Genomic DNA, 24,294 nt, shown 5'->3' with positions numbered 1-24,294 from the left:
GGCTTTTCATGTGATCTGATGCATTATTTCCAGTTCTGCTCGATAAATTCGTCCCGTCCGGATAACGCACGGTCTTCCTTATAATGTTTTTCGTTTTTCTTGTGGTAATCCTGATGATAGTCTTCAGCCGGATAGAATATAGCTGCATCCCGAATTTCCGTAACAATGGGTTGAGTGAATCGTCCGCTGGCTGCCAGTTCCTGTTTCGAGTGTTCAGCAAGCTCACGTTGACGTTCATTATGCACAAAGATCGCCGTACGATACTGTGTCCCCCGATCCTGGAACTGACCTCCGTCATCCGTCGGATCAATCTGCGGCCAGTATAGCTCCAGCAGTCGTTCATAAGGGAATACATCTGGATCAAATGTAATTTCAACCACTTCGACATGACCGGTCTCCCCGGTTTTGACCTGCTCATATGTTGGATTCTCGACGTGACCGCCAGCATAACCTGATATAATGCCATGAATGCCCGGTTGTTCTTCAAACGGTGTAACCATACACCAGAAACATCCGCCGGCGAATGTAGCTTTTTCCATTCCGTTCATCCCCTCTTATCGAAACTATCTATAGAATACTGATGCTAAGTTACGCATACATTCTTATATTTTAAAACAACAAGAGGTTGATTGAAAGCCATGGTTATGGCTCTCAATCAACCTCTTCATTGGTAATGCATTTGGCTAACAACTAATTCAAGAAATTATCTTGATTAAGTTACCCTCGACTACGTCCCATCGAACGGAAGATCAAGCTTACGATGGCTACAAGAACGATCGCACCGATCAATGCAGGTACAATGTAGAATCCGCCCATCTCAGGACCCATATCGCCCAAGATTACTCCACCTAACCATCCACCGATAAAACCAGCAATGATGTTACCAATAACACCACCTGGAATGTCACGACCAACGATCAAACCTGCCAACCATCCAATGATACCACCGATAATTAATGACCATAACCAACCCATATCATTCACCTCTAATTAAAGTTTTTGTTGTTGTCTGTCTACTATTAACCGCTACAGAAGCATTTAAACAATTGGCATAAAAATTTTTGCATATTACCTTTTGTCCCCATGCATCTCTCTCTGCAAAACAAGCCTTAGTCAGGTATGGAAACAGATCGCGTTACTTTCCGGCATCTCACCAGCTCAGGGCTGCGTTATGTACCTCCCGAAAGTCATTGTATGTTAGAGCAGACAAGGTTAGTATCACCAAATGAGATAGGATTATTTATAAAATTGCGTCATATTATAGGATGGATGGGTTAGGTCTGATCAATAAAAGCCTGCACGGCCCTTACCTGGCTGCGCCAGCCAAGTATGTTTATGGCTCTTATCCAGCTCGCCACGCATCGACTGAATGACTTTCACAATGTCTGTCTGTCCATTCTGATGCCATTCCAGCGCAGCGCTCACATACAACTCACCTAGCTGTGCAAGAGAAAACGTGTCGGTCAGACGAGCTGCTTCTACTGTGCCTTCTTCACCCGCAAATACGGTGAAGCCTCGTTGGCGCAAGTATTGCAGACGCAGCGCTTCATCTGGCAGCGGAATTTCGTAAGCTCGGTCAAACCGCCCAGCACGGTTCATGAGGCCAGGATCTATTTTCTCCGGATAATTCGTTGTCCCGATCAGGAAAATGCCTTCTTTTGACGTAGCTCCATCCAATGTATTCAGGAAAAAGGAACGGACTTCATCCGGCATCGAATCGATGTCCTCAATGATCAGTACCATCGGTGCCAACCGCTTGGCAGCCTCGAACACTTCACGCACAGATTCACTGTTGGTATACTCCGTAATCTGCCAATACGCAGCCGGGCCCGGGATACTTCCCGCAATGGATTTTACCAACGTGGTCTTACCATTCCCCGGATGCCCATACAATAAAATGCCTCTTTTGTACGGGATATCGTAATCTCTGTAGAATGAACGATCCGCTTCGAAGAACTGATCCAGCGAGCGGAAAATATCCTGCTTGATCTGTGCCGATAGAACAACATCTTCTCGTCCCACGGAGCGAGTGATGGATTCCACATGACGATCGCTGCCATTGCGGGCATCGGTGTAGACCGTTACTTTTTTCATATTTTGTTGACGTTCCCGTTCCCGGACACTTCCCAGAAATTGCTTCATCTCCTCATCACCGATGGCAAAGACAAAGTCTTCACTGTAGATCCCGTTCTCTCGGAAAAATGGAACCCGAACAAGTGCTACGCCCCATTTCGGATAAGCAAATACGTTATTGCGAATGGAGTAATGCACACCATAAGTGGGTACATCTCCATCATCGTCGTAATGCAACGTCTGAAGTTCCAGATCCTCGAATATGCGGGCTACCAGTTCCACTTCGTCACTGCCATTTTGCAGATCTTCCCGGAGTAACTCCCAGTATTCATTGTTCGGGTCAGAACTGGCATAGAGCTTGTACTCAACCCCATAGCGCTGATGGAGCGCCTCACTGATTCCACGAATCAGCCTTGAATAGATGGCGTACCCCTCCACTCGAATTCGGGTATCATGTTGTTCGTCATAGGTATAGATCGCCTGGGTTGGATCTGTTTGTTTTTCGTTTATTGTCATTATTTCGCTCCCTTTACCGCTACAAGCGGTTTGCATTTGGCTACAACTTGAGCCAGGCCTGCGCCGGTAACACTGTCTATAATTTCATCTACATTTTTATAAGCCTGAGGTGATTCATCAATAATGGATTCAAGTGAGCGTTGATTTACCACGATCTCATCTTCTGTACCCACACCCAGTGCCGTAGCAAAATCCTCCACGTTAATCAATCGTTTTGTTGCCGTCCGTGAACGGATTCGACCCGCACCGTGACATATTGAATAATAATTATCAGCACCCTGCGGCTGACCTACCATGATATATGAAGCAGTTCCCATGGAACCCGGAATAAGTGCCGGATGTCCAGTTGCCAGATAAGGCTTTGGATTGTCCGGGTGACCTGCTGGCAACGCACGTGTCGCCCCTTTGCGATGCACAAAAACGGAACCTTGGTCTGCGTGAGATTCCTCCCAGGCATAGTTGTGCATCAGATCGTATAACGTACGAAATTCACATTTGGAGCCAAACACATCCCGGAATGCTTCGCGAATAGCATACGCAATCAGATGACGATTGACAACAGCGTAATTCAATGCAGAATACATCATGTTCACATAATGACGACCTTCCGCATGCTCAAGTGGAGCAAATACCAGTCTGGGATCGGATGTACCCAGGTTAAGCCGCTGCATGACTTTGGCAATCGCTGACGAACTCGTCTGGCTTACATACCCACCCCATGCACGAGAGCCGGAATGAATCATGACCACGACCTGTCCATCATACAATCCCCAAGCTTCGGCGATTTCACGATTCTCTTCAGCGATCTCAATCGCCTGGATCTCGGCAAAATGATTCCCCCCACCCAGTGTTCCGAGCTGACCATGCGAACGATGCCATGTCATATCAGGAACGTGGTTTAACACATCCTCATCGTAACTGAACTTGCTGCTTTCCACATGTGTCATCGCGGTTGATTTTTTCGGTGTATAGCTGTCTGGAATATACTTTTTGGGTAAACCATGCAGGCCTTTACGAACAATATGCTCCAGTCTGATATCCGAGTAATGACCTCGCTGGTTCGCCTCCATCGGCAATACTTTCTCAATGGCCTTGACGAGTTTGCGGCGAAGCTTGATGTCTTTCAATTCGTCCTTGTGCAAGTTTGTCATATGCACTCGCATGCCACAGCCGATGTCACTGCCCACGATGGAGGGAGAAACGTATCCGCTCTGCGCATCCCACACGGCTGTCGTTCCGATGCACGTACCTACACCGACGTGTACGTCTGGCGTGTAACTCATATAAGAAATTCCAGGAATCTGCAGATTATTGTTTGCCATCTCAAACACCTTGTAATCGAGCGAGGAGAAGAGTTGTTGCGCCGCATATACGGTTAGATCACCTGCAGGCAATTTTACTTCATGCCGGTAGGCACCTGTTAATTCGTTTGGATTGGTAAATAAATTAAATTCTGTATTCATAAAAGTGTATTATTCCTTCCTGTACGTTCAGCAAATTCGGTTTGCTGATTCATCTGTAAAATAAAACTAAAAAAAGCCATAGGCTAGTCGCCCATGACTTCTACTGAATGACAATAATGGAGAACAGAGCAGCATAAACATGCTGTGTGTCTGTCATCCATCGCTATAATATAAGCGAAGAACGCATATCGATTATAAAACCTGCTAAACGATATGCCTATCCCCTATGTCGACCGTATGAGGCCAATGAAACGATGAGCCGGATATGCTATTGTGTCTACGTTACGCCCTGTTTGAATCAAATCATAACCAAGCATCATGTCTCTCGGCCTCCCTTCGTTAATGTTAGTCTTATATTAAGGGGACTAGAATTCATGTGTCAACCCTTTTCTTGGAAATTGTCCATGGTGTAGATTGCATATGTAAACAAAAACAGGAGATTGTCCTAGGACAATCTCCTGTTTTCCAAATAATAATGATGTTGTTAGCGTAACATGATTATTACAGTCCTGCTTGTTTTTCCAACTCTTCAACCGGATTTTCGTCTTCTTTTTCAGGAACTTTGGAAGACAGGAACCAACCACATACCGCAATGGTGATCAGTACAATATAGAATCCGAATTTCCAAATTTTATTTTCCGGGAAATGCTCATCCAGAACACCCAATGAAGGGTGTGCGAGTGTAATAACGGCCAGCTTAACCCCTACCCAACCTACGATTACAAATGCCGCAACTTCAAGTCCTGGACGGGAATGAAGCAATTTCACAAAGTATGAGGCTGCAAAACGCATGATCACAAGCCCGATGAATCCACCGAGGAAGATAACGATAAACTGTCCACCGTCGAGTCCGCCAATTGGAGGCAATCCACTTGGTGGCAACGCCACGGCCAAAGCAACAGCAGCCAGAATGGAATCAACTGCAAATGCGATATCCGCTACTTCGACCTTGAAAACGGTCATCCAGAAACCGGATTGTTTTTTCGGTTTCTTAGGCGTTGAATCAGCTGCTTCATCTGTCTTATTGCGACTACCCAGTATCTTTTTAACGATATGGTTAATCGAAATGTACAGGAGATACAGGGCACCGATCGCTTGCACCTGCCATACATCGACGAGGAAAGAGATCAGGAACAATGAACCTAAACGGAAAACAAATGCACCCATCAGACCGTAGAACAACGCTTTTTTGCGCTTATCTTCAGGCAAGTGTTTAACCATGATTGCGAGTACCAATGCATTATCTGCTGCGAGTAATCCTTCAAGGACCACTAAGACAGCAAGCACCCACCCATATTCTAATAATAATGAAACATCCAAAATTGACTCCTCCTTAATATTCTTATGATGTACAAAAAAAAGGACCTTTACCATCACTGGTAAGGTCCTTTTATATCCACAAAAAGAGACCTTTACCGAGCATGAAAACTTGGTAAAGGTCTCGCTAACAACAAAATTGCTGCCAATAAAGCCGGGGATATGATCCCGAATTGACGACTTTACTGTAAAAGCTACTCCCCTTTAACAGGAATATGTAGTTTTAGTTGGAACGGGTTGTTTAACCTGTACTCATCATATTTCATAACGTTAAATAAAGTCAAGCTTTATTTAGTTGACGATACAGCTTACGGAATACGACAACATCGTAGATCATATTCCCCAGTGGAATGAAAGAAACAAAGAACAGAGCAATTGGACGGCGCAGACGCCATTTCTGTGAGGTGTACATAGTCACCATAAATAACAAATATATTAAAAACAAAAAACCATACAGATTCCCAAACCATGTGACAGCCTGTGGCATAACCCCGGCATCTCTCAACGGAAAAGCAACAAACAGTAACAACACGTACGAAATGCCCTGCAACCACAACATCAGCCGGAAGCGTCCCAGCGTAGAATGTAACATTATTTTCCTCCTGCTTTTATACATGTAACGAATTCAATTGTTCCCGTACAGTATATCACAAAAGCTGAATATCTCGCTTAATGCCATGTAGCAGATTATTCCTGCACGCTAATATGGTTGGCTCACCTACCATTTCGCAGGAGCCAAATGCTTCAACTTCTCATAAGATATATGACGAAGATTGTTACAGATGTCGGACAAGGAGGAGCCGGATCATGAAAATAGCTATGGTTGCACCCGAGAAATTGCCTTTGCCCGGTAATGGTTCCGTGGAAATCTGTATCCTGGGCATCGCTCGTGAACTAGCCCATCGCCATCAGGTAACCATTATAAGTCGTCAAATGCAAGGTCTCGCCACCACAGAACAGATCGATGGGATCACCATTCAACGTGTCCCTGCGTCGAGTCCTGTCATGTACACCAAAGCAGTCATACGTTTGTTATCCCAACAACCCTACGATGTAATTCAAGTGGATAACAGGCCACGAAGTATGGCTACCATCAAACGAGCTTTTCCACGCACTCCCGTTGTACTCTATCTTCACTCGTTAACGTTTGCTCAGCCCGGGCCTTCCAAACTCACATTAATGAAAAAAGCTGATTGGATTGCCGTCAACAGTCATTCCCTGCGACAAAGGTTAGGCCGCAGATTTCCGTTGGTAAAACACCGAATGAGTGTTGTTCCATTGGGTGCAGATCTAAGCCGCTTCAGGCCTGTTGAATCCAGTGAAGAACAGATTCATCTGCGTACACAATTTGGAGTAACTAAACCATTCTCTATTCTGTATGTCGGCAGGCTGATCCCTGGAAAAGGTGTAGACGTATTAATTCGTGCGACTGCCCTCCTTCAGCAACAGGTTCCTGTTCAACTGGTTGTTGCAGGCAAAGGACCTCCGTATTACATGCGTAAACTTCGCGAGCTTGCCCATAAACAAAAGGTCCATGTTTCCTTCCGTGGTCAGATAAACCATGAGCATATCGATCAGTTGTATCGGGCAGTGGATTGTCTGGTCTGTCCGTCTCAAGAACATGAAGCTTTTGGCCTGGTTAATGTTGAGGCGATGGCTTCAGGATTACCCGTTATTGCTTCGGATAACGGAGGTATCCGTGAGATTATTGAATCAGGAATCAATGGATACCTTGTCACCGCTTATAAGCGTCCTCAACGTTTCACCTCTTACCTGTACAAACTTGCAAGCAATCCCACTTTTGCCGAGAAGTTAGGAAAGGCTGGCCGAGACAGCGCAAGGGCATATTTCAGTTGGGCAAGAACAGCCATGCATCTGGAAGCGACCTATACCAGGCTCATCCGTAAATGAGCCTTCTTTTGTTACGATGATCAAGCTTTTTCACGAAATTGCCATCCCTTAATCAAAGAATCCATCTGCGGAACAGGAATGTGACTCATCTCAATTAACTCCATAATCACCATATCTCTCATCATGAATCGTACTTTGGCACACGTGAGTTGATGAAATACATCGTAGAATGCCGTCCCGGCCCAACATCCATGAGGTACGATCAGGGGATCATTAACGATATAACCTACGGCTCCAATCGGGGGAATAACAACCTTAATTGCTTGATGATCCAAACGATTATCTGGATCTTTGACGAGATACACGGTATCCCCCACATGTAGAGCCTGTACTCCATGGTAGTGATCCATCCCATACATAGCTGCGAATAATTTGGTGCTCATATTACCTGCTCCTTTTCCTGTATTTTTCCATGATTAAAATTTTTACAATGATACATCGGTTTCATAATGTTCCAACCACTCGACAAGTTGCCTGCGTATCTCTCTACGAAACTCACGAGGTTCAAGTACCTCTGCCTCGGGCCCAAATTGATACAACCATTTCAAAAATTCTCTGCTGCTATTCAGTGTCACTTCAAATAACAATCCCCCATCCGACATATTCGTCATTCGCGGGCGAACAAACATTTCTTCTTCTTTTATGTAGGGGGCCACTTTCTCAGAGAATCTTACCTTGAAATGGATATTTTCGTCGCCACGGTCAATAGACCATGTGTTCTTCATGTACTGTGTTATGTTGAAATCACCCTTGTCGAAACCGGCATTTGTTCGTGTCACATCCAAAAAACGGCTGATCCGAAACAATCGAACTTTTTGCAGCAAATGGCAGTATCCAATCAAATAAAAACGTTGATCACGTGGAATGAGATAATAGGGATCGATATCCCGGACTGTGATCTCATTTCTTGTCAGCGTATGATATTGAGTACGAATGGTTTGCTGGCTTAGAATCGCTTCGATGATGGGAATCAGCAAATTAGGGTCTTTTCCTTCCTCACGATAAGCTGGCGTGCCCATCCGAATAATTCCCGCAATATTCTCTACAATGTCACTGTTTCTTGATTTTAATTTGGTATGAGCCGACATAACCTTGTCAAACGCTGAATCAAACTCAGCAGGTAACTTGGAGGTATCAACTACGGACGGGAGCAAGGAGAAAACCATTGCTTCCTGTTCAGTAAAATCTAATGGATACATCGCAAACTCACCAATAAATCGGTAACCTTTGCCGTATCCTTCATTCATAATTGGGGCGACCCTATCCAAAATCCGGAGATCACGATAAATCGTGCGTACAGTCGTACCGCATTTCAGCGCCAATTCCTTGGCCGAAATTCCAGGATTTGCTTGTATAGCCTGAAGTATACGCAGCAGACGAATTAATTTCTCTGTCATGTAGTTTCTCCCCTTCGATATTTTATCGGCAAGGAAAACTAGTTCCTTTAGTACAGAACTAAATCTTTAGTCCCAATATTATTTTCGCAATTTCACCATTTTTGTATAGTCCAATTGCACTCTTACCCCCTTTTAATATACATTCTCTTACTCGCTTGCGTAAAACATTAACCTAAAAGACCTTAAACCTAAGCCTGAAAGCCTATACAATTTTCTAAAAATAATACAAAAAAGCCCTGATCTCCACAAAGAGACAAGGCTTTTCTCGGAAATACTAATTATTCAACTGTAATAATTGATTCATCACATTTGCCATATGCTCACAGAGTTCAGCAATGTCCCCCATCTGGTCTTCATTCACACTGCGGTCAAAACAAACGTGAGCCATGACGTTATAAATGATTGGCTGTTCATCAAAGATATACTGGATAGTCTGGCATATCCTCTGCTCAGGCCAGCTCTTCTGTAATATCGAACGAATGGCTGGGCACTGCTTCTCAGGCTCTTTCACAACCATACTAAACCGTAGTTCCAAGCGGCAACCCGGATTCGCACCAGGCGTCTCCAGGATCTCCGCTGCAAGCTCCTCGAGGGAACTGCTTAATACAACTTCCCCTGTTACTTCCGGGCGATCCCTGAGACAGAATTGTAATGTGAACTCTCTGGACATCACTGCCATCTCCAGCCGATCTTTACGCCCCGTAATCTGAATACGTTCGTCCAGGTTATCCATATCATAGAGATAATTCTCAAACCCGACTTTCAGATTGTCATACACCGTTGGATCAAACATTGAATTAAACCTACTTTCTAACCCTTTAACATGTATTGTAGTACATTCTCATTTTTCATGCGAACGATGTGTCTATTGAACTCTCTTGCTCGGAAAATAAAAAAAGCCCAGTCACTAGGACTGGGCTCTGGTTAAGCATGAGATCTGGCAAGATCCCGTAGCTTGGTTTATTCTTCTGTAGCTTTTTCTTCAGCTGCCGGCTCAGCTTCCTCAGCAGAGGCCGTTGGCTCTTCCTCAGCGGCTTGTGGCGGCATGACGGAAGCGATGATGGATTCAGGTGATGTTACGAGTGTCAAACCTTTATCGAGTTTGATATCCGCAGCAGTCAAACGATCACCAATGTCCAATCCGCTCACATCAACTTCAATGGACGTTGGCAGATCCGCAGGCAATCCTTCTACTTCCAGCTGTGTCTCCTGTGTCTGGAATACACCGCCAGCTTTCGAACCGGCCGCTGTACCCTGGAAGTCGATCGATACACTTACGCTGATCGGCTTGTTCTTGGAAATTTGCAAAAAGTCTACGTGCAGCAAACGTCCGTTACGCTCTTGCTGATCCTTGATCAGCACCGGGAGCGTTTTACCGCCCTCAACATTCAGATTGAACATTTCGGAGCGGCCTGTGCGTGCCACTTTCAGCATTTCTTTTTCATCTACATGTATTGAAGCACCTTCAAGTCCCGGGCCGTAAACGACTGCGGGAACTCGTCCGCCTTGTCTTAACAGGCGCAGTGCTGCACCTTTCTTTTCCGTTCTTGGCGTTGCTGTAAGTTGAGCCATTTTTCCGTTGGATTTCATGATTGAACATCCTCCTTCAAGGGATCACTACATTATATTTGTTGGAAAGCGCTGAGGCTTATCTCATAGACCATGATGGTCTTTGTTCCTTTGGCCGAATCGTGGGCCATATCTATATTTACCCCAATGATAGAGGATCTCAAACACGAAACAGGAGAATTAATTATTTTTCGGCAAGTTATGCGGCTTATAATCAGACCAAAAAAAGCAGTCGGAATCTCTTCCAACTGCTGATTTATCAAGGTTTTGACGAACTACATTCAAAGTTATACATAAAGAAACTATGCGCTATTACGATCCTCTGTTTTTTCGCTTTCACGAATGACCTGCATCTCGTCTGATCCGCTACGGACAATAATGTGTACATCCCCGTCTTCAGGTACAATGTCCACGTAACGGTCTCCGCACGTATCTTTAGCTTCCCATTCGTTCAATCGAATGATCAATCCCAGGTGATGCAGACCCGGAGCAACGCGGAAGCGGGCTTCGGCGGCATTACCGACTTGTTCCAGCCGTACTGCTCCGTCCTCCATACCTGTGCCCCATACCCAGACATCCCAACCTTCATAATGCTGGTCTTCCCGTTCGTATCGAAGCGTGACGGTTCGCGAAATCTGTTTATGAATCGTTACGCCAAGCGTTGCCCGGATTCCTCCAGCCTCAGCACTAATATGGGTTACTCCAGGTGTCATCGCACGTACGATCCCTGCTGCACTCACCGCTGCAAGTTCTGGATGAGAAGAGCTCCAGCGTATATTCGAATCCTGAAGCGGCTGACCAAATTGATCCAGAACCAAGGCACGGAAGCGACTGATTCGAGTCATGTACATGACAGGTTCGCCCACAATTTCGATTCGTTCAGCATGACGATAATCCACTTGTAACATACAGCTTGCCGTTATGTCCCCACAGTGGACTGTAATCGAAGCTTCCCCTCGTTCCAGAGCATGGATTGTTCCATCAGGCTGGATCTGAATAATATCCGGATCAGAAGAAGTCCAGGTAACTGGAGCTTTTTCCACCACATTGCCAATACTGTCCCGTACGATCGCTCGTAGTTGAGTGGTCTCCTTCGGACTATATACCTGGCGAGGAAAACTAATCTCCACTGTTGATGGTTCAGCGCCTCCAGCATGCTCTGTGTCATACAGTACCATTAAGGACCATCGTTCTACCTGAACAGTACCACGAACAGTCTCAATCAGGTCTGTGCCTGCCTGATGATCATTGACTACAACATGCCAGTCCCCTTCCCCCAGGTCAACATGCTGCTCATGTTCCGTTCCGTTATAGATGACCATAATCTGATTCCAGGTGTCCTGATTCGCACCATTCTGAAGTATAAAGGCAACTACATTGCCATCCGCACGAATAACACGAAGGTGATTTCGTACCTGTTCAGCATCGATCATCCGAAAAGCGGGATGTGTTCTCCGCAAATGAATAAGACCACGATAGTAATCAAACACCGGTCTGAAGCGTGATTTGTTGGCCCATGTGATGGCGTTCACTGCATCCCCGCTCCGATAACTGTTATGATCACCGGCTTTGGATCTGAGCATCTCATCCCCTGAATGCAGAAACGGAATTCCCTGAGAAGTAAGCAGAATGCCGGAAGACAGTAAAGAGCGACGAACCATCTCATGATTCAAAACATCATCTGCATCCACATACCGATAAGGATCTGCTGCTTTTACCGCGGACTCAGCACTCCCACCACCCACGGGCAGTCCGTCCTTCCATACGGGAAATCCTAATTCATGTCTAAGGTTCATTGTTGTCGCAATTTTATCCCACAGATTGAGATTATCATGAGCAGTTACATAATTGACAACTTCCACAGGTGAAGATGTGAAATCATCCAGTGCTCCCGCTAATCCCCTAATAAGCTCATATTCCTGCCCTCCGGCACCCGTGACAAACCCTCTGCCACTGCCATCACTATCACCCTTGATTGCACTGCGAAAATGATCATTAAATACTGCAAACCCCTGACCTCGCTGGGTTCCTTTTAATGTTTTGCGGTCCAAAGGTGAATCTCCACCCATCCAGGGTTCCCCATAGATCAGAAACGCCGGATCGATCTGTTCCTTCAATTCGCGTGTCAATTCATTCATCGTTTCCGTATCAATCAGGGCCATGAGGTCAAATCGAAATCCGTCCACATGATATTCTTCTGCCCAATATCGGAGAGAATCCAAAATATATTTTCGCACCATTGGACGTTCTGTCGCCAATTCATTGCCTACACCAGAACCATTACTGAGGGTGCCATCCTCCCGATAACGGTAATAATAACCTGGTACAATCCGTTCAAAAGGTCCCTCTTCGACGCTATATGTGTGATTATAGACAACATCAAGTACAACGCGAATGCCTTGTCTGTGCAGCGATTGAACGAGTGATTTGAGCTCCCGAATTCGAACTGCAGGATCACGAGGATCTGTCGCATACGAACCTTCGGGAACGTTATAATGCTGGGGATCATACCCCCAGTTGTATGGTGCTCTGACATTTGAACCCACTTCTGCCGTAGCAAGTTCATTCACCGTCTGATAATCAGCCACAGGCAGAAGATGTACATGAGTGACTCCCAGTTCGGCAAGATGGTCTACGCCAATACTATTGCCTGCTCTATCCGTCAGACCGGATGCCGTGAATGCCAGATATTTTCCCTTATACGGAATGTCTGCATGTGGGTCTGAGGAGAAATCACGGACATGTAACTCATATAACACGGCATCGACAGGACGCAGAAAAGCAGGTTTGACATCCAGGTCCCAATCGACCGGATTGGTGGTCTCCGGATCTATAATAGCCGTTCGTTGCCCATTAGCCGTTACCGCTCTGGCATAAGGATCAACAACTACTTCAATCCGCTGATCATCATGGATAATTCGGTACATATAATAATGTCCTGCCCAATCGCCGCTGAGATTCAGACTCCATATTCCGTCCGCATCACGTGTCAAGAAATGTTCCTGCCCATTTTCATGATCTTGTACTTTACCACTATCGTTGTAATGCCCTTCATCGTCAAAAATCAATATATAAACCTGTTGTGCCGTAGGTGCCCACAATTTAAAAGTACTTGCTGCACGAGTATATGTTAAGCCAAGATCGTTGCCTTCGTAACAAAAAAAAGTCCATTCCGGCATCGTTCCCACCGCCTTTATATCCATTGATTTCGTGTTGTCCCGATGTTACGGAGTGGGACGTTGTTTGTCAACCCGGGGTTGTCTGTACTCATCATATCGGTCCAATTTGCGTATTCAATTAGCAATCGCTTTCAAAATATAGGATATGAAAACAAGCGCCATAGATTGACAGCATTTGTACCTGTCCCGACAAAAAAAGTTTGGAATATACGAGAATAAATTGCAGGATGTCATTTGGTTGAGATTAAAATGCACCAACAGGTGCACAGTATAAAAAAGCTCCAGACATGACGATGTATAGCCCTGCGACCAAGGCATTGGTTTCTGACGCATCAACAAATCCCCCTTTCTTACGGGAAAGGGGGATTTGTTTTATCTCAATTTATTTGATTAGATTTGATTGGATATCTAGAACGTGGCCTTGTTAGCGATTTTACTAATGGTTTGTTGATACCCTTCAATTCTTGGCAAGCATTCCGTTAATTAGGAATTCGAATACATCACCGTTAGGGATATCGCATTCACATTTACCTTTCCGTCCTGTATGGTGCGTATCGTATCAACGCCTGCTTGTCCTTTTTCTACTATCACATTCCATGTCCCTGTGGGGACAGAGATGTCACGGTTTTCTTTTGCCGCGTTATAGATGACAACAATACGTTCCCAAGGATCGCTGGCTGCTGTACCGTTCAGTTCATAGGCTAGCAGCCCATTGCCTTTTTCTATTAGACGAACATGCTTCTCGATCTCTTCCCGTGTACGAAGCCGAAAGGCTGGATGTTCTCGCCGAAGACGGATCAGCCCACGATAATAGTCAAACACCGGCTTGAACAGCTGCTTTTGCTCCCAATGTATGGCATTGACTACGTCTCCACTCTGGTGGCTGTTGGCGTCCCCATATTTGCTGCGAAGTAGCTCATCTCCAGCAGCGATCAAGGGAATACCCTGGGAGGTTAAAACGATACCATTGGCAAGCAGACAACGCCTAACGGTCTCATTCTCCAGAATGTGTTCTGGATCGATCTGCAGGTAAGGCTTAGCCTTCTCTACGGCCTCTTCCACACTCTGGCATCCACGAATACTTCCATCCTCGTCATAGGTGAGGAAATTCAAGGTATCGTGGATTCCTTGTGTACGTGCAACTTTGTCCCACAGGTTGAGATTATCATGCACGGTTACATAGTTAATCGTCTCGGATGGACCATCCGTAAAATCCTGAATGGCTCCCCGGACCCCAGTCCACAATTCGTCTTCTTTCCCGTCCGCGCCCGTCGCAAATCCCGTACCCATGCCATCGCTGTCTCCCTTGATCACTCCTCGAAAATTATCGTTAAACATAGCAAAACCAGCTCCGCGCTGCGTTCCTTTTAGGGTCATATCATCTCCAAGAGGCGAATCCAGTGCGCCCCATGGTTCACCATATAACAATATGGATGGGGATACTTCGGCGTGCAACTCCGCTGCAAGCTGTTTCATCGTAGTTGTGTCGATCAGACCCATCAGGTCAAATCGAAAACCGTCCACATGGTACTCCTCTGCCCAGTAACGGACCGAGTCGATGATAAACTTGCGAACCATGGTGCGTTCAGTAGCCACCTCATTGCCCGTACCTGAACCATTGCTGTAGGTCCCATCGGCGTTTTGACGATAGTAGTACCCTGGTACAAGTTTTTCAAAAGAGCTGCCTGCCGTATCAAACGTATGATTATATACCACATCCATAATGACACCTATTCCCTTGTTATGAAGGGCAAGCACCATGGATTTGAACTCACGAATTCGTGTCTCCGGATCATCTGCACGTGATGCATAGGAACCTTCCGGTACATTGTAATGGAGCGGATCATATCCCCAGTTATAGTTGGAGGCATCAGACGTATCACCATCCACCCTGGATTCATCCACCGTCGCAAAATCAAATACTGGGAGCAGATGCACATGGGTAATCCCGAGTTCAACCAAATGATCGATCCCCAGTGTGTTGCCCTCCGAATCATGCAGGCCCGTCTCGGTGAAAGCCATGTATTTGCCTTTATTCGTTATACCAGATGATGGGTGAATGGAAAAATCACGTACATGCAGTTCGTACAGGACTGCATCTACAGAACTGGTCAATTCCGGGCGAATATCCTCACTCCATCCCTTCGGATGTGTCTGCTCCAGTCTCACAATTACACCCATTTCTCCATTCATGGTCACTGCTCGGGCGTAGGGATCTACAGCATGGGTTGAATGTCCATCTTCAAAAGTAGGCTTGTACATGTAACGGTAGCTGTTTAAATCACCCTCCAGTTCCAGAATCCAGATGCCTTGTTCTTTCTTTTGCATAGGTAACGCCTGCTGTTTCCGTTGATTGGGCTCTTCCTCCGGGCTCCCCCCTGTCAAAGGTGGGTACAGAAGTAGTTCCATCTGAACGGCGAACGGTGACCAGACTTTGAAGCGACAGGACTGTGCTTCTAATGTGACACCTAAATCTCTTCCTTTGTATGTATCTTCTGAAATCAATAGTTCCTGCTTATCCTCTTCAATCATATGTGTTGTTCCCCTCTCGTTGAGAAAATTGATGAACATGGATGGTACGAGTGCTCCTTACCCTTTATACCCGTTCTGCTGCCCAACCATAATCCGAATTACACAAAAGAAGACAAACGTCATGTAGATTCACATGACGCCTGCCTTCTTTATGGGTAAAACGATATCTCCCTAATGCGGTACCTGGGATTGGAAATCATTCCGGCTGGACTGATCGGCGTGGTACAAAACCACGTCCCCATCTTGCATCGGCCAGCTTTTCCCCTGACCATCTACCGGGCTGTTATCAAAACCTTCCATTTGCCATTGATTCATCAACGGTGCATGAATATATTGCAGATGCGGTGCACTCGTATTGCCACTGCGCAATGTTTCGATATTGAAGTTAACCACAATGTAACCGTCCCTCAGAAATACCATTGCCTTCTCATCCAACTGGTTTTGTCTGGAAAGCGACTCGAGATCGGTTCCTTTGGGTACAGCATATACATCTGCTGGCAAGCTATATTCCCCATACCAGCGCTGAATCGCTGCATTCGCCCGATCCACATTAACAATGGAGGGAATATCTGCTTTTGGGCCAATGAGTGTACGGATCTGTGAAGGAAGAATCATCCAGTCATAACGACCTACCCACGTTTTATGATGAGAGGTCTGATCCACGAAACGAACCATATGTTCCGCCATTGTACCCTGATTGCGTTCCTCCGCCGACAGTTCATAGGTATACTGATAACGCGCTGTATCACCTAACTCCGTACCGGGGACATTCCGCAACCGTGAGTTCAGGACAACAAAGCGTTTTTCTAAATCTTGTGCCGATCCGATACGAATGAGTCGTTCCTGTCCTCGATGGTAGTATAAATCCACTTCTTGCCGGGTGGTGCCATCTTTACTCACAAAAGAGAACGTCGGCGTAATTCGGATACCATCCTGTTTCCCAAACATATTACCCTTGGTTTTCAGATCAAACTTGAAATGGTAACCCGTCTTCACTGCAGCATTTCGGAACCCATGTACCGGATGACTGCCAGGACGAATAGGCAGGACATAGGGAGCCAAATTACCTCGGGGATCTCCGTCTATACTGTTTCCTCCGGTCCAGTAGCTTACACCCGTTGGTTCGGGGCTGCCTATCCGCTTACGGAACACATTCTCCCAGTTGTAGTCTGAAATATCGGTGATGTGAAAATCATACAATCGTCCGATAACCTCTACAGCAACGGTATCTGCTGCGACATGATGAGTCAGATTCGTATTGGCATCCTGTTGTTCTGTGAAGTTTGCAGGTGCATTTTCGGCGATATTTCGAAACTCGATCTGGTAATTCCCTTCATCTACCCATACAGGAAGATAAAAAGGAGTGTCCAACTGATTTACCGGAATATCCACCCATGTCATGGGCGGAATAAACTGACTTCTGGCACCGTTATAGACATCAAATGGGAAACGAACCTGTTTGATCCGGAAATATTTCGCATAATCCCGGTTTCCATACCCAGGGTAACTCGCTACATCCAGATGCTGCCCTGAAGTTGGGATACGTACAATAAACGGACGCTCTAAAATAAGTGCAGCTCTTGTCGGATCAGGCGTGGTCTTCTGGTTATGCGGCTGATCATCTGACACCCAGGCATAGTTCACAACTGGAGTATGTACTGTCACCGAGTTAATGCCCAGAATGGGGAACTTCTGATCCTGCCCTCCGTTAACATTGCCAGGGAGCAGTCCATACGTAATCTCGCCCGTGGTTGGCTGGTTAGCTTTGTTCATCAACGTGTTCTTGATCGTAAGCCGGTTCTGGTACAGAACATCGTCTCCGATCATGCCAGGTTGGGGGATCGTGCTAGGTCTTGGAGTTGTTTTCTCCACCGGGGCAGGATCCATAATTGTCTCTCCATTAAAGGTTACCTTGTCGTTATTAACGGTGTTCTCTCTAACCTCCGCTTCAGCTTTGGATTGAAACAATGATGTCTCATCTGGCGTAGGCGGTTCATCCGAACCACCAGGAACCCCTTTGATGCCAAGATCAATTTCTCGACATGGCGCAGGTTTCACATGATTGGTAACCGCAGTATCCATAGCCGATTGCAAAGTCGGTGGTGTATATGCATTGGGCATAAGGGTCACGGTGTCACCATAACCGCCTAGCGCATAGTTAGATACCTTTGCCTCATTTAACTTATATACCTCCAGGTTATCGATCTGCCAATAGCTATATGTCCGTGTTACTTGCATATTTTTATCCCCAGGCACATCAAGTTCTTTGGGCTCAGGAGGTGTTCCTGGATCCCCCTCACCACTAGACGCTCTTCCCGGGATCGTCCAGGTTTTATGATAAACCCTTTTCACCTTAACGGTGTAAGTCACCGTTCCTGTCATGTTAACCCAACGGTGCTGAAACAGATATTCCTTGGCTAAAACATTGGCATAGAGATCTTCCGAAGTTGGAATACCACGGGTAACATCGAACTTCTCAGATCCACGCTCGTCTGCCTTCAACACACCTCGAACAGACGGGTCTATAACCGATGCTTCAATAACCGTGCCTCTACTCGGTGGGCTGATGGTCACAGGGCAAGTGTTCGCAGGGTCACCCCCCGGATCGCCATCATTACCACCCTCTCCATTATCCGTGCAGTCCTTCACCTCAAGCACCTGAGTCCCTTGTTCATCCAGTTGCTGAGCAGAATCAAGAAAATGAGCTTTGATGGTAGTGCTACCCACGATCCCTTTTGTCGTGATTTTGCCATCAGCACCGATCGTTGCCACAGCCGGATTCGAGCTCTGCCACGTCAATTTAGGATGAGCTGTCAGTTTATGAACAGAGCGATCCGGTTTGGTTAGAACTGCTTCTGCCTGTAGTGGTGTTGTATTGGCTTTACAAGCGTTCGGCAAATTCACCACGAGTCCTGGCTCAGACGTAACGGTTATGGTGGCTGTATCCGAGATGAGATATGTACCATTGTTCCAGATTGCACGCACAGTGACCGTGCCCGGACTCTCAGCTGTTAACATCCCTGTTTTCAACTCTATACTCGCAATTGTCTCGTCAGAAGAAAACCATTTGATCTCTGCTTCCCTGCGGGATACGTCAATGCCCTCATTAAAATCTGTTTCACCATAACCTTTCGTCTTAACCTTGGCTTCCATCTGCTGGGTTTGACCTAGGGTAAGGGTTTTATTTGGAGTTACATCGATTTCTTTTTCTTCCTCCAAATCACCTTCCCAAATGATGTCCATGGGCGTAAAATAAGAAACATTATGCTTAGGACATCCTGCCGTTGTTCTTCCCCCATTTTCAAATGGATCATTCTGAGTCCATTCGTGATTTCCACCAGTTAAGGTCTTAATAGCAACAACTGTACTTGGAGGTGTGATCACTGTCCTTCCCACACCTGTATATGTTGCCTGTTCAAATTGAGTTTTATATTCCACACTTTTGATGTTTACTTCCTTAAAACTAGAGGATGTTAGCGTATTTCCGTTATATTGAGGCCAAGAAACCGCAGGCCATCGTGAAAAGTCAACACTATCCGGTACCTCTTTCAAAGCAGGATAAGGGGTTGTACAACTTCCTGCATTGTTTGAATACGTTGGACCACCACTGTGATCTGCTCTAAATCTCCCATCATCAGTTTGATACCAGTAAACTCCAGGTGTACCAACTGTCTTTTCAGCTTGAATAGATTTTAGAATAGGACTTTTCATAGATTTTGGACCGTACGGATCGTTAGCAGCAGCGTAAACAAAATCATTTATAGATAGCCCAATCACGTAAGAACTTATAATGAATAATACAAGCAATGTTCTGGACCAAATGAATACGGACAGCCGCATTCGTTTTCTCATAGACTTGCTATCACCTCACTACTGGTACATATTTTGTATTTTCATTTCTCCTACATCTTCAGCTTTAACATGATACGATCCATTTTTGAAATCTAGAGTTGACCTTGTCCAAAATCTAACCTTTTTCCCTTTTATGATGAGTTCTTTAGGGCTATTAGGAATGGTTTTGAATCCGTTCTTATCAGCAAATTCTAAATCTAGACGTCTAAAACTTAGTAATCCGTTATTTAAACCACCACTGTAGGTAATCAAATCTGACTTATCTGTATTTGATATAAAAGATAAATCAGCAAATGTTAGATAATAATCGCCACTCGAAATATTGGGTTCTACAAAAAGTTTGCTATATACTCCTTGAGGTTTACCATTCTGAACCTTCACCACAATAAACCTATGAAGTGTAAGCACTCCTGATTTGTTAGAAAGTTTTATATCTCCTTTCGATATATCACTTACTTTGACTGAGTTCTTAGTATAAAAATAATTACTAATAGTCGTTAAATTCGTACCCGTCGTGCCGACCTCTCTCATCTCATTCAGGTCACTATACTTCCCGGCATCCGTGCCCTCTACATCCATATAACGCAGTAAAATGGCCGATACTTCTGCACGAGTGGTGGAATCCGCGGGTTTTAATGTGCCATCCTGGAATCCACCGACAATGCCTGTCCCACGAACGAGAGCAAGATAGGGAATCTGCTCAGCACGAATGGTGCCACGGTTCACTTCCGGTGTGGGAAGCAGCGTGTTTTTTGTATCGTTAAAAGCATCCTGGAAGCTGCTCCCGGACTTGATCAGTCCATTGGCAATCCATTTCATCATCTCGTAACGTGTCAGCTCCGCATTTGGATTGAACCCTTTGGCATAATCATCAGTGTTAATGAATCCTTGTCCGACAAGTTGGCTAACCGCCGCTTCAGACCAATGTCCCTTGAGATCAGCAAAGGGATTCTGTCTCTCTACCTTCTCCAGTCCAGTCGCACGGGCAAGTATGGTCGCATATTCCCCACGCGTGATTTTGCCATTAGGACGAAACGTTCCGTCCTGGTAACCTGAGATCAGATTTTTTTCATAAGCTTTGGCAATTGTCGCTTGAGCCCAGTGGCCCTTGATATCTTTGAACTTGCTAAGAGCAGTATCACTTGTTCCCGATGCGGCATTCGCTTTTGACGTCAAATGTACGGGTCCAACGGGCAATAGTGTTCCTGCCAATACAGCTGTCGCTAACAACCCGACAATCCAACCGTTCCGTTTTTTCTTCTTCTCGTGTCCATTAATCTGCTTCTTCAATCTACTCACGCTCCTATGTACCTTAGTATGAGGATGCTTTACTTAGTCAACCTAGTCACTTCTCTTCACAACCAAAACCTAAATTTGCCATAATAATCAATATTCTACCATGTCGACCTAGGCTATTGGTATTATTTTTCGTCCATCCCCATCACGTTAAGGCGTGCGCCCCTCCTTCCAGAGACCCACTTCATTCGCCTAAAACACAAAAAAAGGCCATGAATCCGCAGATTCATAGCCTTATGCTTTAAGGGTGTGGTCTTTCTTATGATATTGGAAAAATGAACTCACTCATAGAATAAACCATATCATTCCATTTGATCAACCTTTTTTTATTTCAGCCAGCTTTATTTCCCGTTCAATTCCTTGTAGGATGCTTCCAATTCCGTGATCAATTGATCACCACCAGCTTTTCTCCAGCTTGCGATTTCCTGCTCCCAACCTGCATCATCGATTTTACCCATAATGTACTTGGTCTGCGCATCCCAGATCATCTGATCCAGCTCCTGACCACGCTCGGTATAGATCGCCGAAGACAAGGTGAGTGCCGGATTGGCAATGGCATACTGCTCATTCTCACGCGCCATCTTTGTACCTTTCATACCAATTGGGACATCAACCAGTTCAGGTACGTTATAACCTTCAATGCTTAACAGATTATCTCGATATGGCTTCACTTCACGCTGATAAGCGTCAAAATCTTTGAGTTCGGTTTTCCCATCAGCAGTCTTGCTGTAGTGCACATCGAGCAATCCACGGAGCTGCAACGCACTTAATTCCTCATCCATCAACTGATCCAGGAACGTGAGAACCTGCTTCAATTGCTCCTCATCCGTAACGGATGCCTTCGGGATGACCAGCATTCCGTAGTTCCCTGGTTCTCCGGCGATGCGAATACCATCGGTTCCCTGGAACGGAGCCACATCAATTTCTCCATCCGGAGCGTTAGGTGTAAGCCGCTGCTGAGAGGACTTTCCGTTCTGGGCCACACCATTTAGCTTCATGCCAACCAGGCCCGAATCCATTTTTTTGTCCGCATCAGAAGGGTCCAGAGCAGGGAAATCACTATTAATCAGTCCCTCGCTGAACAGTCGCTTGAAGAGCTTCATTGTATCCACATATTCGGTGGTCAAGAACTCCGGGGTCAATTTCCCGGCATCATCCACACCCCATTTGTTGACGCCCCCAATACTTACAGCAATCCGCGTCAGTGGGGACGAGACACCCTCATTATACTTTTTGAAAAGCAGTGCACCGTACGTATCTTCCTTACCATTCCCGTCAGGGTCATCCTTACGAATAGAGCGCATCACTTCATACCAGTCATCCAGCGTTTTGGGTATATCCAGCTTCAACGTATCAAACCAGTCCTTGCGATATACGATCGCAGTCCGTCCAATATCCCGAAAGTTCGGAATACCGTAGACCTTGCCTTCAATTTTGATATTGTTAAAATAAGCTTCGGATTGGGCAGACAGGTTCTTATAATCCTTCAAGTAAGGCCCCAGTTCCCAGAACAGTCCCGTTTTGGCGGCATTAAATGTGGTCGGTACATAATTCACACGCATAATGGTCGGCATCTCGCCTGAAGCAACCATAACATTCACCTTATCATCAAAAGCAGACTGCGGAATCCACTGTACATTGACATCCGTATTTGTATATTCCTCAATCTTCTTTTCAATCCCGTTCTCCTTGGCCGGTATATCTCCTACCTGCATTAAAGAGATGGAAATGGGAAGTTTACCTTCCCCTGTAGCAGGTGTTTTTTCTCCCCCGCAACCTGCAAGCAATCCAGCGGACATTGCACCAATTACAACGATTCCGCCTAAACGGGACATTGGACCTTTTGGACTCATGAACCATCTCTCCTTTTGGATAAGGTTATGTACACAGACCACTCCGATGACAGAACAACCTTCAGATCGCTGTTATCCCCAGATTTTTTGATTCCCTTTTAAAAAGGGGAAAATCCGGGGATAGCCTATGCTTCCGATGTAGCTTTCTTTCAGAAAGCTTTTAGGCGAACGCTTCGCTTCCTCAGATTATTTCTGCCCTCTCCGTTCTCATGTACATGTTAGTTGGACTTGTAGAGTTCAATCTCCACTCCCGCCAAAATGAACGGAGCGACCGACTTCGGATCATTGATCCGAATGGACTCGGTCACATAATACTCATAGGACCCGTCACGATACGGGCTTCCTCCAAGACCGGCTCCGCCATTACACTGCGTCAAGGACAGCACACCTTCACGATCCGTTTGCAGCAGATGCTGTAGCAGACCCTGATACCCTTTTTCCGCAACCGCTTTGAACTTGCCACTCAGATATCCTTTACGCACACCTTTGGCCAAAGCATAGACAAACATTGAGGTCCCGGAAGCCTCCAGATAGTTCCGCTCACGTCCCGGTTGATCCAACAAATGTGGCCATAGTCCGGTCTGCTGATCCTGCACATGCACTAGTGCGTTGGCTACCCGTTCGAAGATACCCACAATCTGCCCGCGCTGCGGATGATCTACCGGCAGATAATCCAAGGTATCCACAACCGCCATCACATACCAGCCCATCGCCCGACTCCAGACATGTGGTGAACATCCCGTCTCACCCGAACTCCAGCGCTGCTCTTTGCTCTCATCCCAGGCATGGTACAAGAGACCACTACGCGGATCACGTGTACGTTGCTCCACCAGCAGGAGCTGCAGAGCCGCCTTGTCAAACCACTTCTCTTCACCCGTCACTGCGCCATACTGGGTCAGATACGGAGTAGCCATATACAATCCATCCAGCCACATCTGGAATGGATAAATCTTTTTGTGCCAGAACCCGCCTTCACTCGTATGTGGCTGTCCCTTAAGCTGGGTCATAAGCAACTCCGCAGCTTTGCGGTACTTTTCTTCTCCCGTTTTCTCGAGCAACAGGAACAGTGATTTCCCCTGATTGATCTGATCCAGATTATATTCCTCGATCGTATAGGAGCGAATGGAGCCATCTTCCTGAACGAAATGATCCATGAGCTCACGGATGTAGTCAAAATACTTTTGCTCCCCCGTGTACGTATACAGCTCCTCCAGCGCTTTCAGTAAGCAGCCGTTCTCATAATGCCAAGTGGCGTACAGCTCATGGTTGCGATAACTTTCCATGAACTGCTGTGCCATGCGCACGGATGTGAATTGCATTGTTTCCTTCATGATCA

At 45.9% G+C, this 24,294-nt stretch carries 17 protein-coding genes; 1 reads left to right on the top strand and 16 read right to left on the bottom strand.

Features of this window, described 5'->3' with window-relative positions:
• Positions 1 to 23: 23 nt before the first annotated feature.
• From msrA to PAEAM_RS23025, 6 genes are all read right to left on the bottom strand, one after another.
• The gene (gene msrA, locus PAEAM_RS23050; protein ID WP_100529101.1) at positions 24 to 539 is read right to left on the bottom strand and encodes a peptide-methionine (S)-S-oxide reductase MsrA; all 516 of its coding nucleotides are present in this window, start codon (positions 537 to 539) and stop codon (positions 24 to 26) included.
• A gap of 178 nt (positions 540 to 717) precedes the next feature.
• The gene (locus PAEAM_RS23045) at positions 718 to 975 is read right to left on the bottom strand and encodes a GlsB/YeaQ/YmgE family stress response membrane protein (protein ID WP_017686880.1); all 258 of its coding nucleotides are present in this window, start codon (positions 973 to 975) and stop codon (positions 718 to 720) included.
• Positions 976 to 1,284: 309 nt separating this feature from the next.
• Positions 1,285 to 2,589 (bottom strand): AAA family ATPase, encoded by a 1,305-nt coding sequence (locus PAEAM_RS23040; protein WP_036617070.1) that lies wholly within the window; start codon positions 2,587 to 2,589, stop codon positions 1,285 to 1,287.
• Positions 2,589 to 4,052, bottom strand: coding sequence for an RtcB family protein (locus tag PAEAM_RS23035; RefSeq protein ID WP_207765595.1), 1,464 nt, complete (start codon positions 4,050 to 4,052; stop codon positions 2,589 to 2,591). Before PAEAM_RS23035 ends, PAEAM_RS23040 begins: the two co-directional genes overlap by 1 nt.
• A gap of 501 nt (positions 4,053 to 4,553) precedes the next feature.
• Entirely contained in the window at positions 4,554 to 5,372 is an 819-nt protein-coding gene (locus PAEAM_RS23030; RefSeq protein ID WP_036617064.1) for a TerC family protein, read from the bottom strand.
• 277 nt (positions 5,373 to 5,649) lie between these two features.
• A complete protein-coding gene (locus PAEAM_RS23025) occupies positions 5,650 to 5,961 on the bottom strand; it encodes a DUF3817 domain-containing protein (protein ID WP_165790023.1) in 312 nt (103 codons plus the stop codon).
• Positions 5,962 to 6,176: 215 nt separating this feature from the next.
• Between PAEAM_RS23025 and PAEAM_RS23020 the strand changes: the two genes are divergently transcribed.
• Entirely contained in the window at positions 6,177 to 7,280 is a 1,104-nt protein-coding gene (locus PAEAM_RS23020; protein WP_100529099.1) for a glycosyltransferase family 4 protein, read from the top strand.
• A gap of 20 nt (positions 7,281 to 7,300) precedes the next feature.
• Here the strand turns inward: PAEAM_RS23020 and PAEAM_RS23015 are convergent, their stop codons facing one another.
• From PAEAM_RS23015 to PAEAM_RS22970, 10 genes are all read right to left on the bottom strand, one after another.
• Positions 7,301 to 7,663, bottom strand: a complete 363-nt coding sequence (locus PAEAM_RS23015) for an HIRAN domain-containing protein (protein WP_047844030.1) — start codon at positions 7,661 to 7,663, stop codon at positions 7,301 to 7,303.
• Between the two features lie 42 nt (positions 7,664 to 7,705).
• Positions 7,706 to 8,677 carry a helix-turn-helix transcriptional regulator gene (locus tag PAEAM_RS23010; RefSeq protein WP_036617058.1) on the bottom strand — a complete coding sequence of 324 codons (972 nt, stop codon included), beginning with the start codon at positions 8,675 to 8,677 and terminating at the stop codon, positions 7,706 to 7,708.
• Between the two features lie 274 nt (positions 8,678 to 8,951).
• Complete coding sequence (locus PAEAM_RS23005; RefSeq protein WP_100529098.1) at positions 8,952 to 9,470, bottom strand: hypothetical protein; 519 nt, start codon at positions 9,468 to 9,470, stop codon at positions 8,952 to 8,954.
• Between the two features lie 167 nt (positions 9,471 to 9,637).
• Positions 9,638 to 10,267 carry a 50S ribosomal protein L25 gene (locus tag PAEAM_RS23000; RefSeq protein WP_036674494.1) on the bottom strand — a complete coding sequence of 210 codons (630 nt, stop codon included), beginning with the start codon at positions 10,265 to 10,267 and terminating at the stop codon, positions 9,638 to 9,640.
• Positions 10,268 to 10,548: 281 nt separating this feature from the next.
• Positions 10,549 to 13,425: a type I pullulanase gene (gene pulA / locus PAEAM_RS22995; RefSeq protein WP_100529097.1), complete on the bottom strand. Its 2,877-nt coding sequence runs from the start codon at positions 13,423 to 13,425 to the stop codon at positions 10,549 to 10,551.
• 483 nt (positions 13,426 to 13,908) lie between these two features.
• Positions 13,909 to 15,957: a type I pullulanase gene (gene pulA / locus PAEAM_RS22990; protein WP_100529096.1), complete on the bottom strand. Its 2,049-nt coding sequence runs from the start codon at positions 15,955 to 15,957 to the stop codon at positions 13,909 to 13,911.
• A 171-nt stretch (positions 15,958 to 16,128) separates the two neighbouring features.
• Positions 16,129 to 19,809 carry a DUF5704 domain-containing protein gene (locus PAEAM_RS22985; protein WP_100529095.1) on the bottom strand — a complete coding sequence of 1,227 codons (3,681 nt, stop codon included), beginning with the start codon at positions 19,807 to 19,809 and terminating at the stop codon, positions 16,129 to 16,131.
• 18 nt (positions 19,810 to 19,827) lie between these two features.
• Complete coding sequence (locus PAEAM_RS22980) at positions 19,828 to 21,108, bottom strand: S-layer homology domain-containing protein (protein WP_243391441.1); 1,281 nt, start codon at positions 21,106 to 21,108, stop codon at positions 19,828 to 19,830.
• A gap of 338 nt (positions 21,109 to 21,446) precedes the next feature.
• Positions 21,447 to 22,958 carry an extracellular solute-binding protein gene (locus tag PAEAM_RS22975; protein ID WP_100529093.1) on the bottom strand — a complete coding sequence of 504 codons (1,512 nt, stop codon included), beginning with the start codon at positions 22,956 to 22,958 and terminating at the stop codon, positions 21,447 to 21,449.
• 218 nt (positions 22,959 to 23,176) lie between these two features.
• Positions 23,177 to 24,289, bottom strand: a complete 1,113-nt coding sequence (locus PAEAM_RS22970; protein ID WP_100529092.1) for a glycoside hydrolase family 88/105 protein — start codon at positions 24,287 to 24,289, stop codon at positions 23,177 to 23,179.
• Positions 24,290 to 24,294: the final 5 nt, after the last annotated feature.

This window comes from Paenibacillus sp. GM1FR, from assembly GCF_002803315.1.
GTDB lineage: Bacteria > Bacillota > Bacilli > Paenibacillales > Paenibacillaceae > Paenibacillus > Paenibacillus amylolyticus.
The sequence above is the reverse complement of the archived record's forward strand: the minus strand, read 5'-3'. Positions and strand labels throughout refer to the sequence as shown.

Excerpts from the sequence above, each read along its gene's own strand:
- PAEAM_RS22975 (WP_100529093.1), bottom strand. The coding sequence starts at position 22,958 with ATGAGTCCAAAAGGTCCAATGTCCCGTTTAGGCGGAATCGTTGTAATT.
- PAEAM_RS23005 (WP_100529098.1), bottom strand. The coding sequence starts at position 9,470 with ATGTTTGATCCAACGGTGTATGACAATCTGAAAGTCGGGTTTGAGAAT.
- PAEAM_RS23000 (WP_036674494.1), bottom strand. The coding sequence starts at position 10,267 with ATGAAATCCAACGGAAAAATGGCTCAACTTACAGCAACGCCAAGAACG.
- PAEAM_RS23045 (WP_017686880.1), bottom strand. The coding sequence starts at position 975 with ATGGGTTGGTTATGGTCATTAATTATCGGTGGTATCATTGGATGGTTG.
- pulA (WP_100529096.1), bottom strand. The coding sequence starts at position 15,957 with ATGATTGAAGAGGATAAGCAGGAACTATTGATTTCAGAAGATACATAC.
- PAEAM_RS23040 (WP_036617070.1), bottom strand. The coding sequence starts at position 2,589 with ATGACAATAAACGAAAAACAAACAGATCCAACCCAGGCGATCTATACC.
- PAEAM_RS23010 (WP_036617058.1), bottom strand. The coding sequence starts at position 8,677 with ATGACAGAGAAATTAATTCGTCTGCTGCGTATACTTCAGGCTATACAA.
- PAEAM_RS22985 (WP_100529095.1), bottom strand. The coding sequence starts at position 19,809 with ATGAGAAAACGAATGCGGCTGTCCGTATTCATTTGGTCCAGAACATTG.
- PAEAM_RS23025 (WP_165790023.1), bottom strand. The coding sequence starts at position 5,961 with ATGTTACATTCTACGCTGGGACGCTTCCGGCTGATGTTGTGGTTGCAG.
- PAEAM_RS23015 (WP_047844030.1), bottom strand. The coding sequence starts at position 7,663 with ATGAGCACCAAATTATTCGCAGCTATGTATGGGATGGATCACTACCAT.
- PAEAM_RS22970 (WP_100529092.1), bottom strand. The coding sequence starts at position 24,289 with ATGAAGGAAACAATGCAATTCACATCCGTGCGCATGGCACAGCAGTTC.
- pulA (WP_100529097.1), bottom strand. The coding sequence starts at position 13,425 with ATGCCGGAATGGACTTTTTTTTGTTACGAAGGCAACGATCTTGGCTTA.
- PAEAM_RS23035 (WP_207765595.1), bottom strand. The coding sequence starts at position 4,052 with ATGAATACAGAATTTAATTTATTTACCAATCCAAACGAATTAACAGGT.
- msrA (WP_100529101.1), bottom strand. The coding sequence starts at position 539 with ATGGAAAAAGCTACATTCGCCGGCGGATGTTTCTGGTGTATGGTTACA.
- PAEAM_RS23020 (WP_100529099.1), top strand. The coding sequence starts at position 6,177 with ATGAAAATAGCTATGGTTGCACCCGAGAAATTGCCTTTGCCCGGTAAT.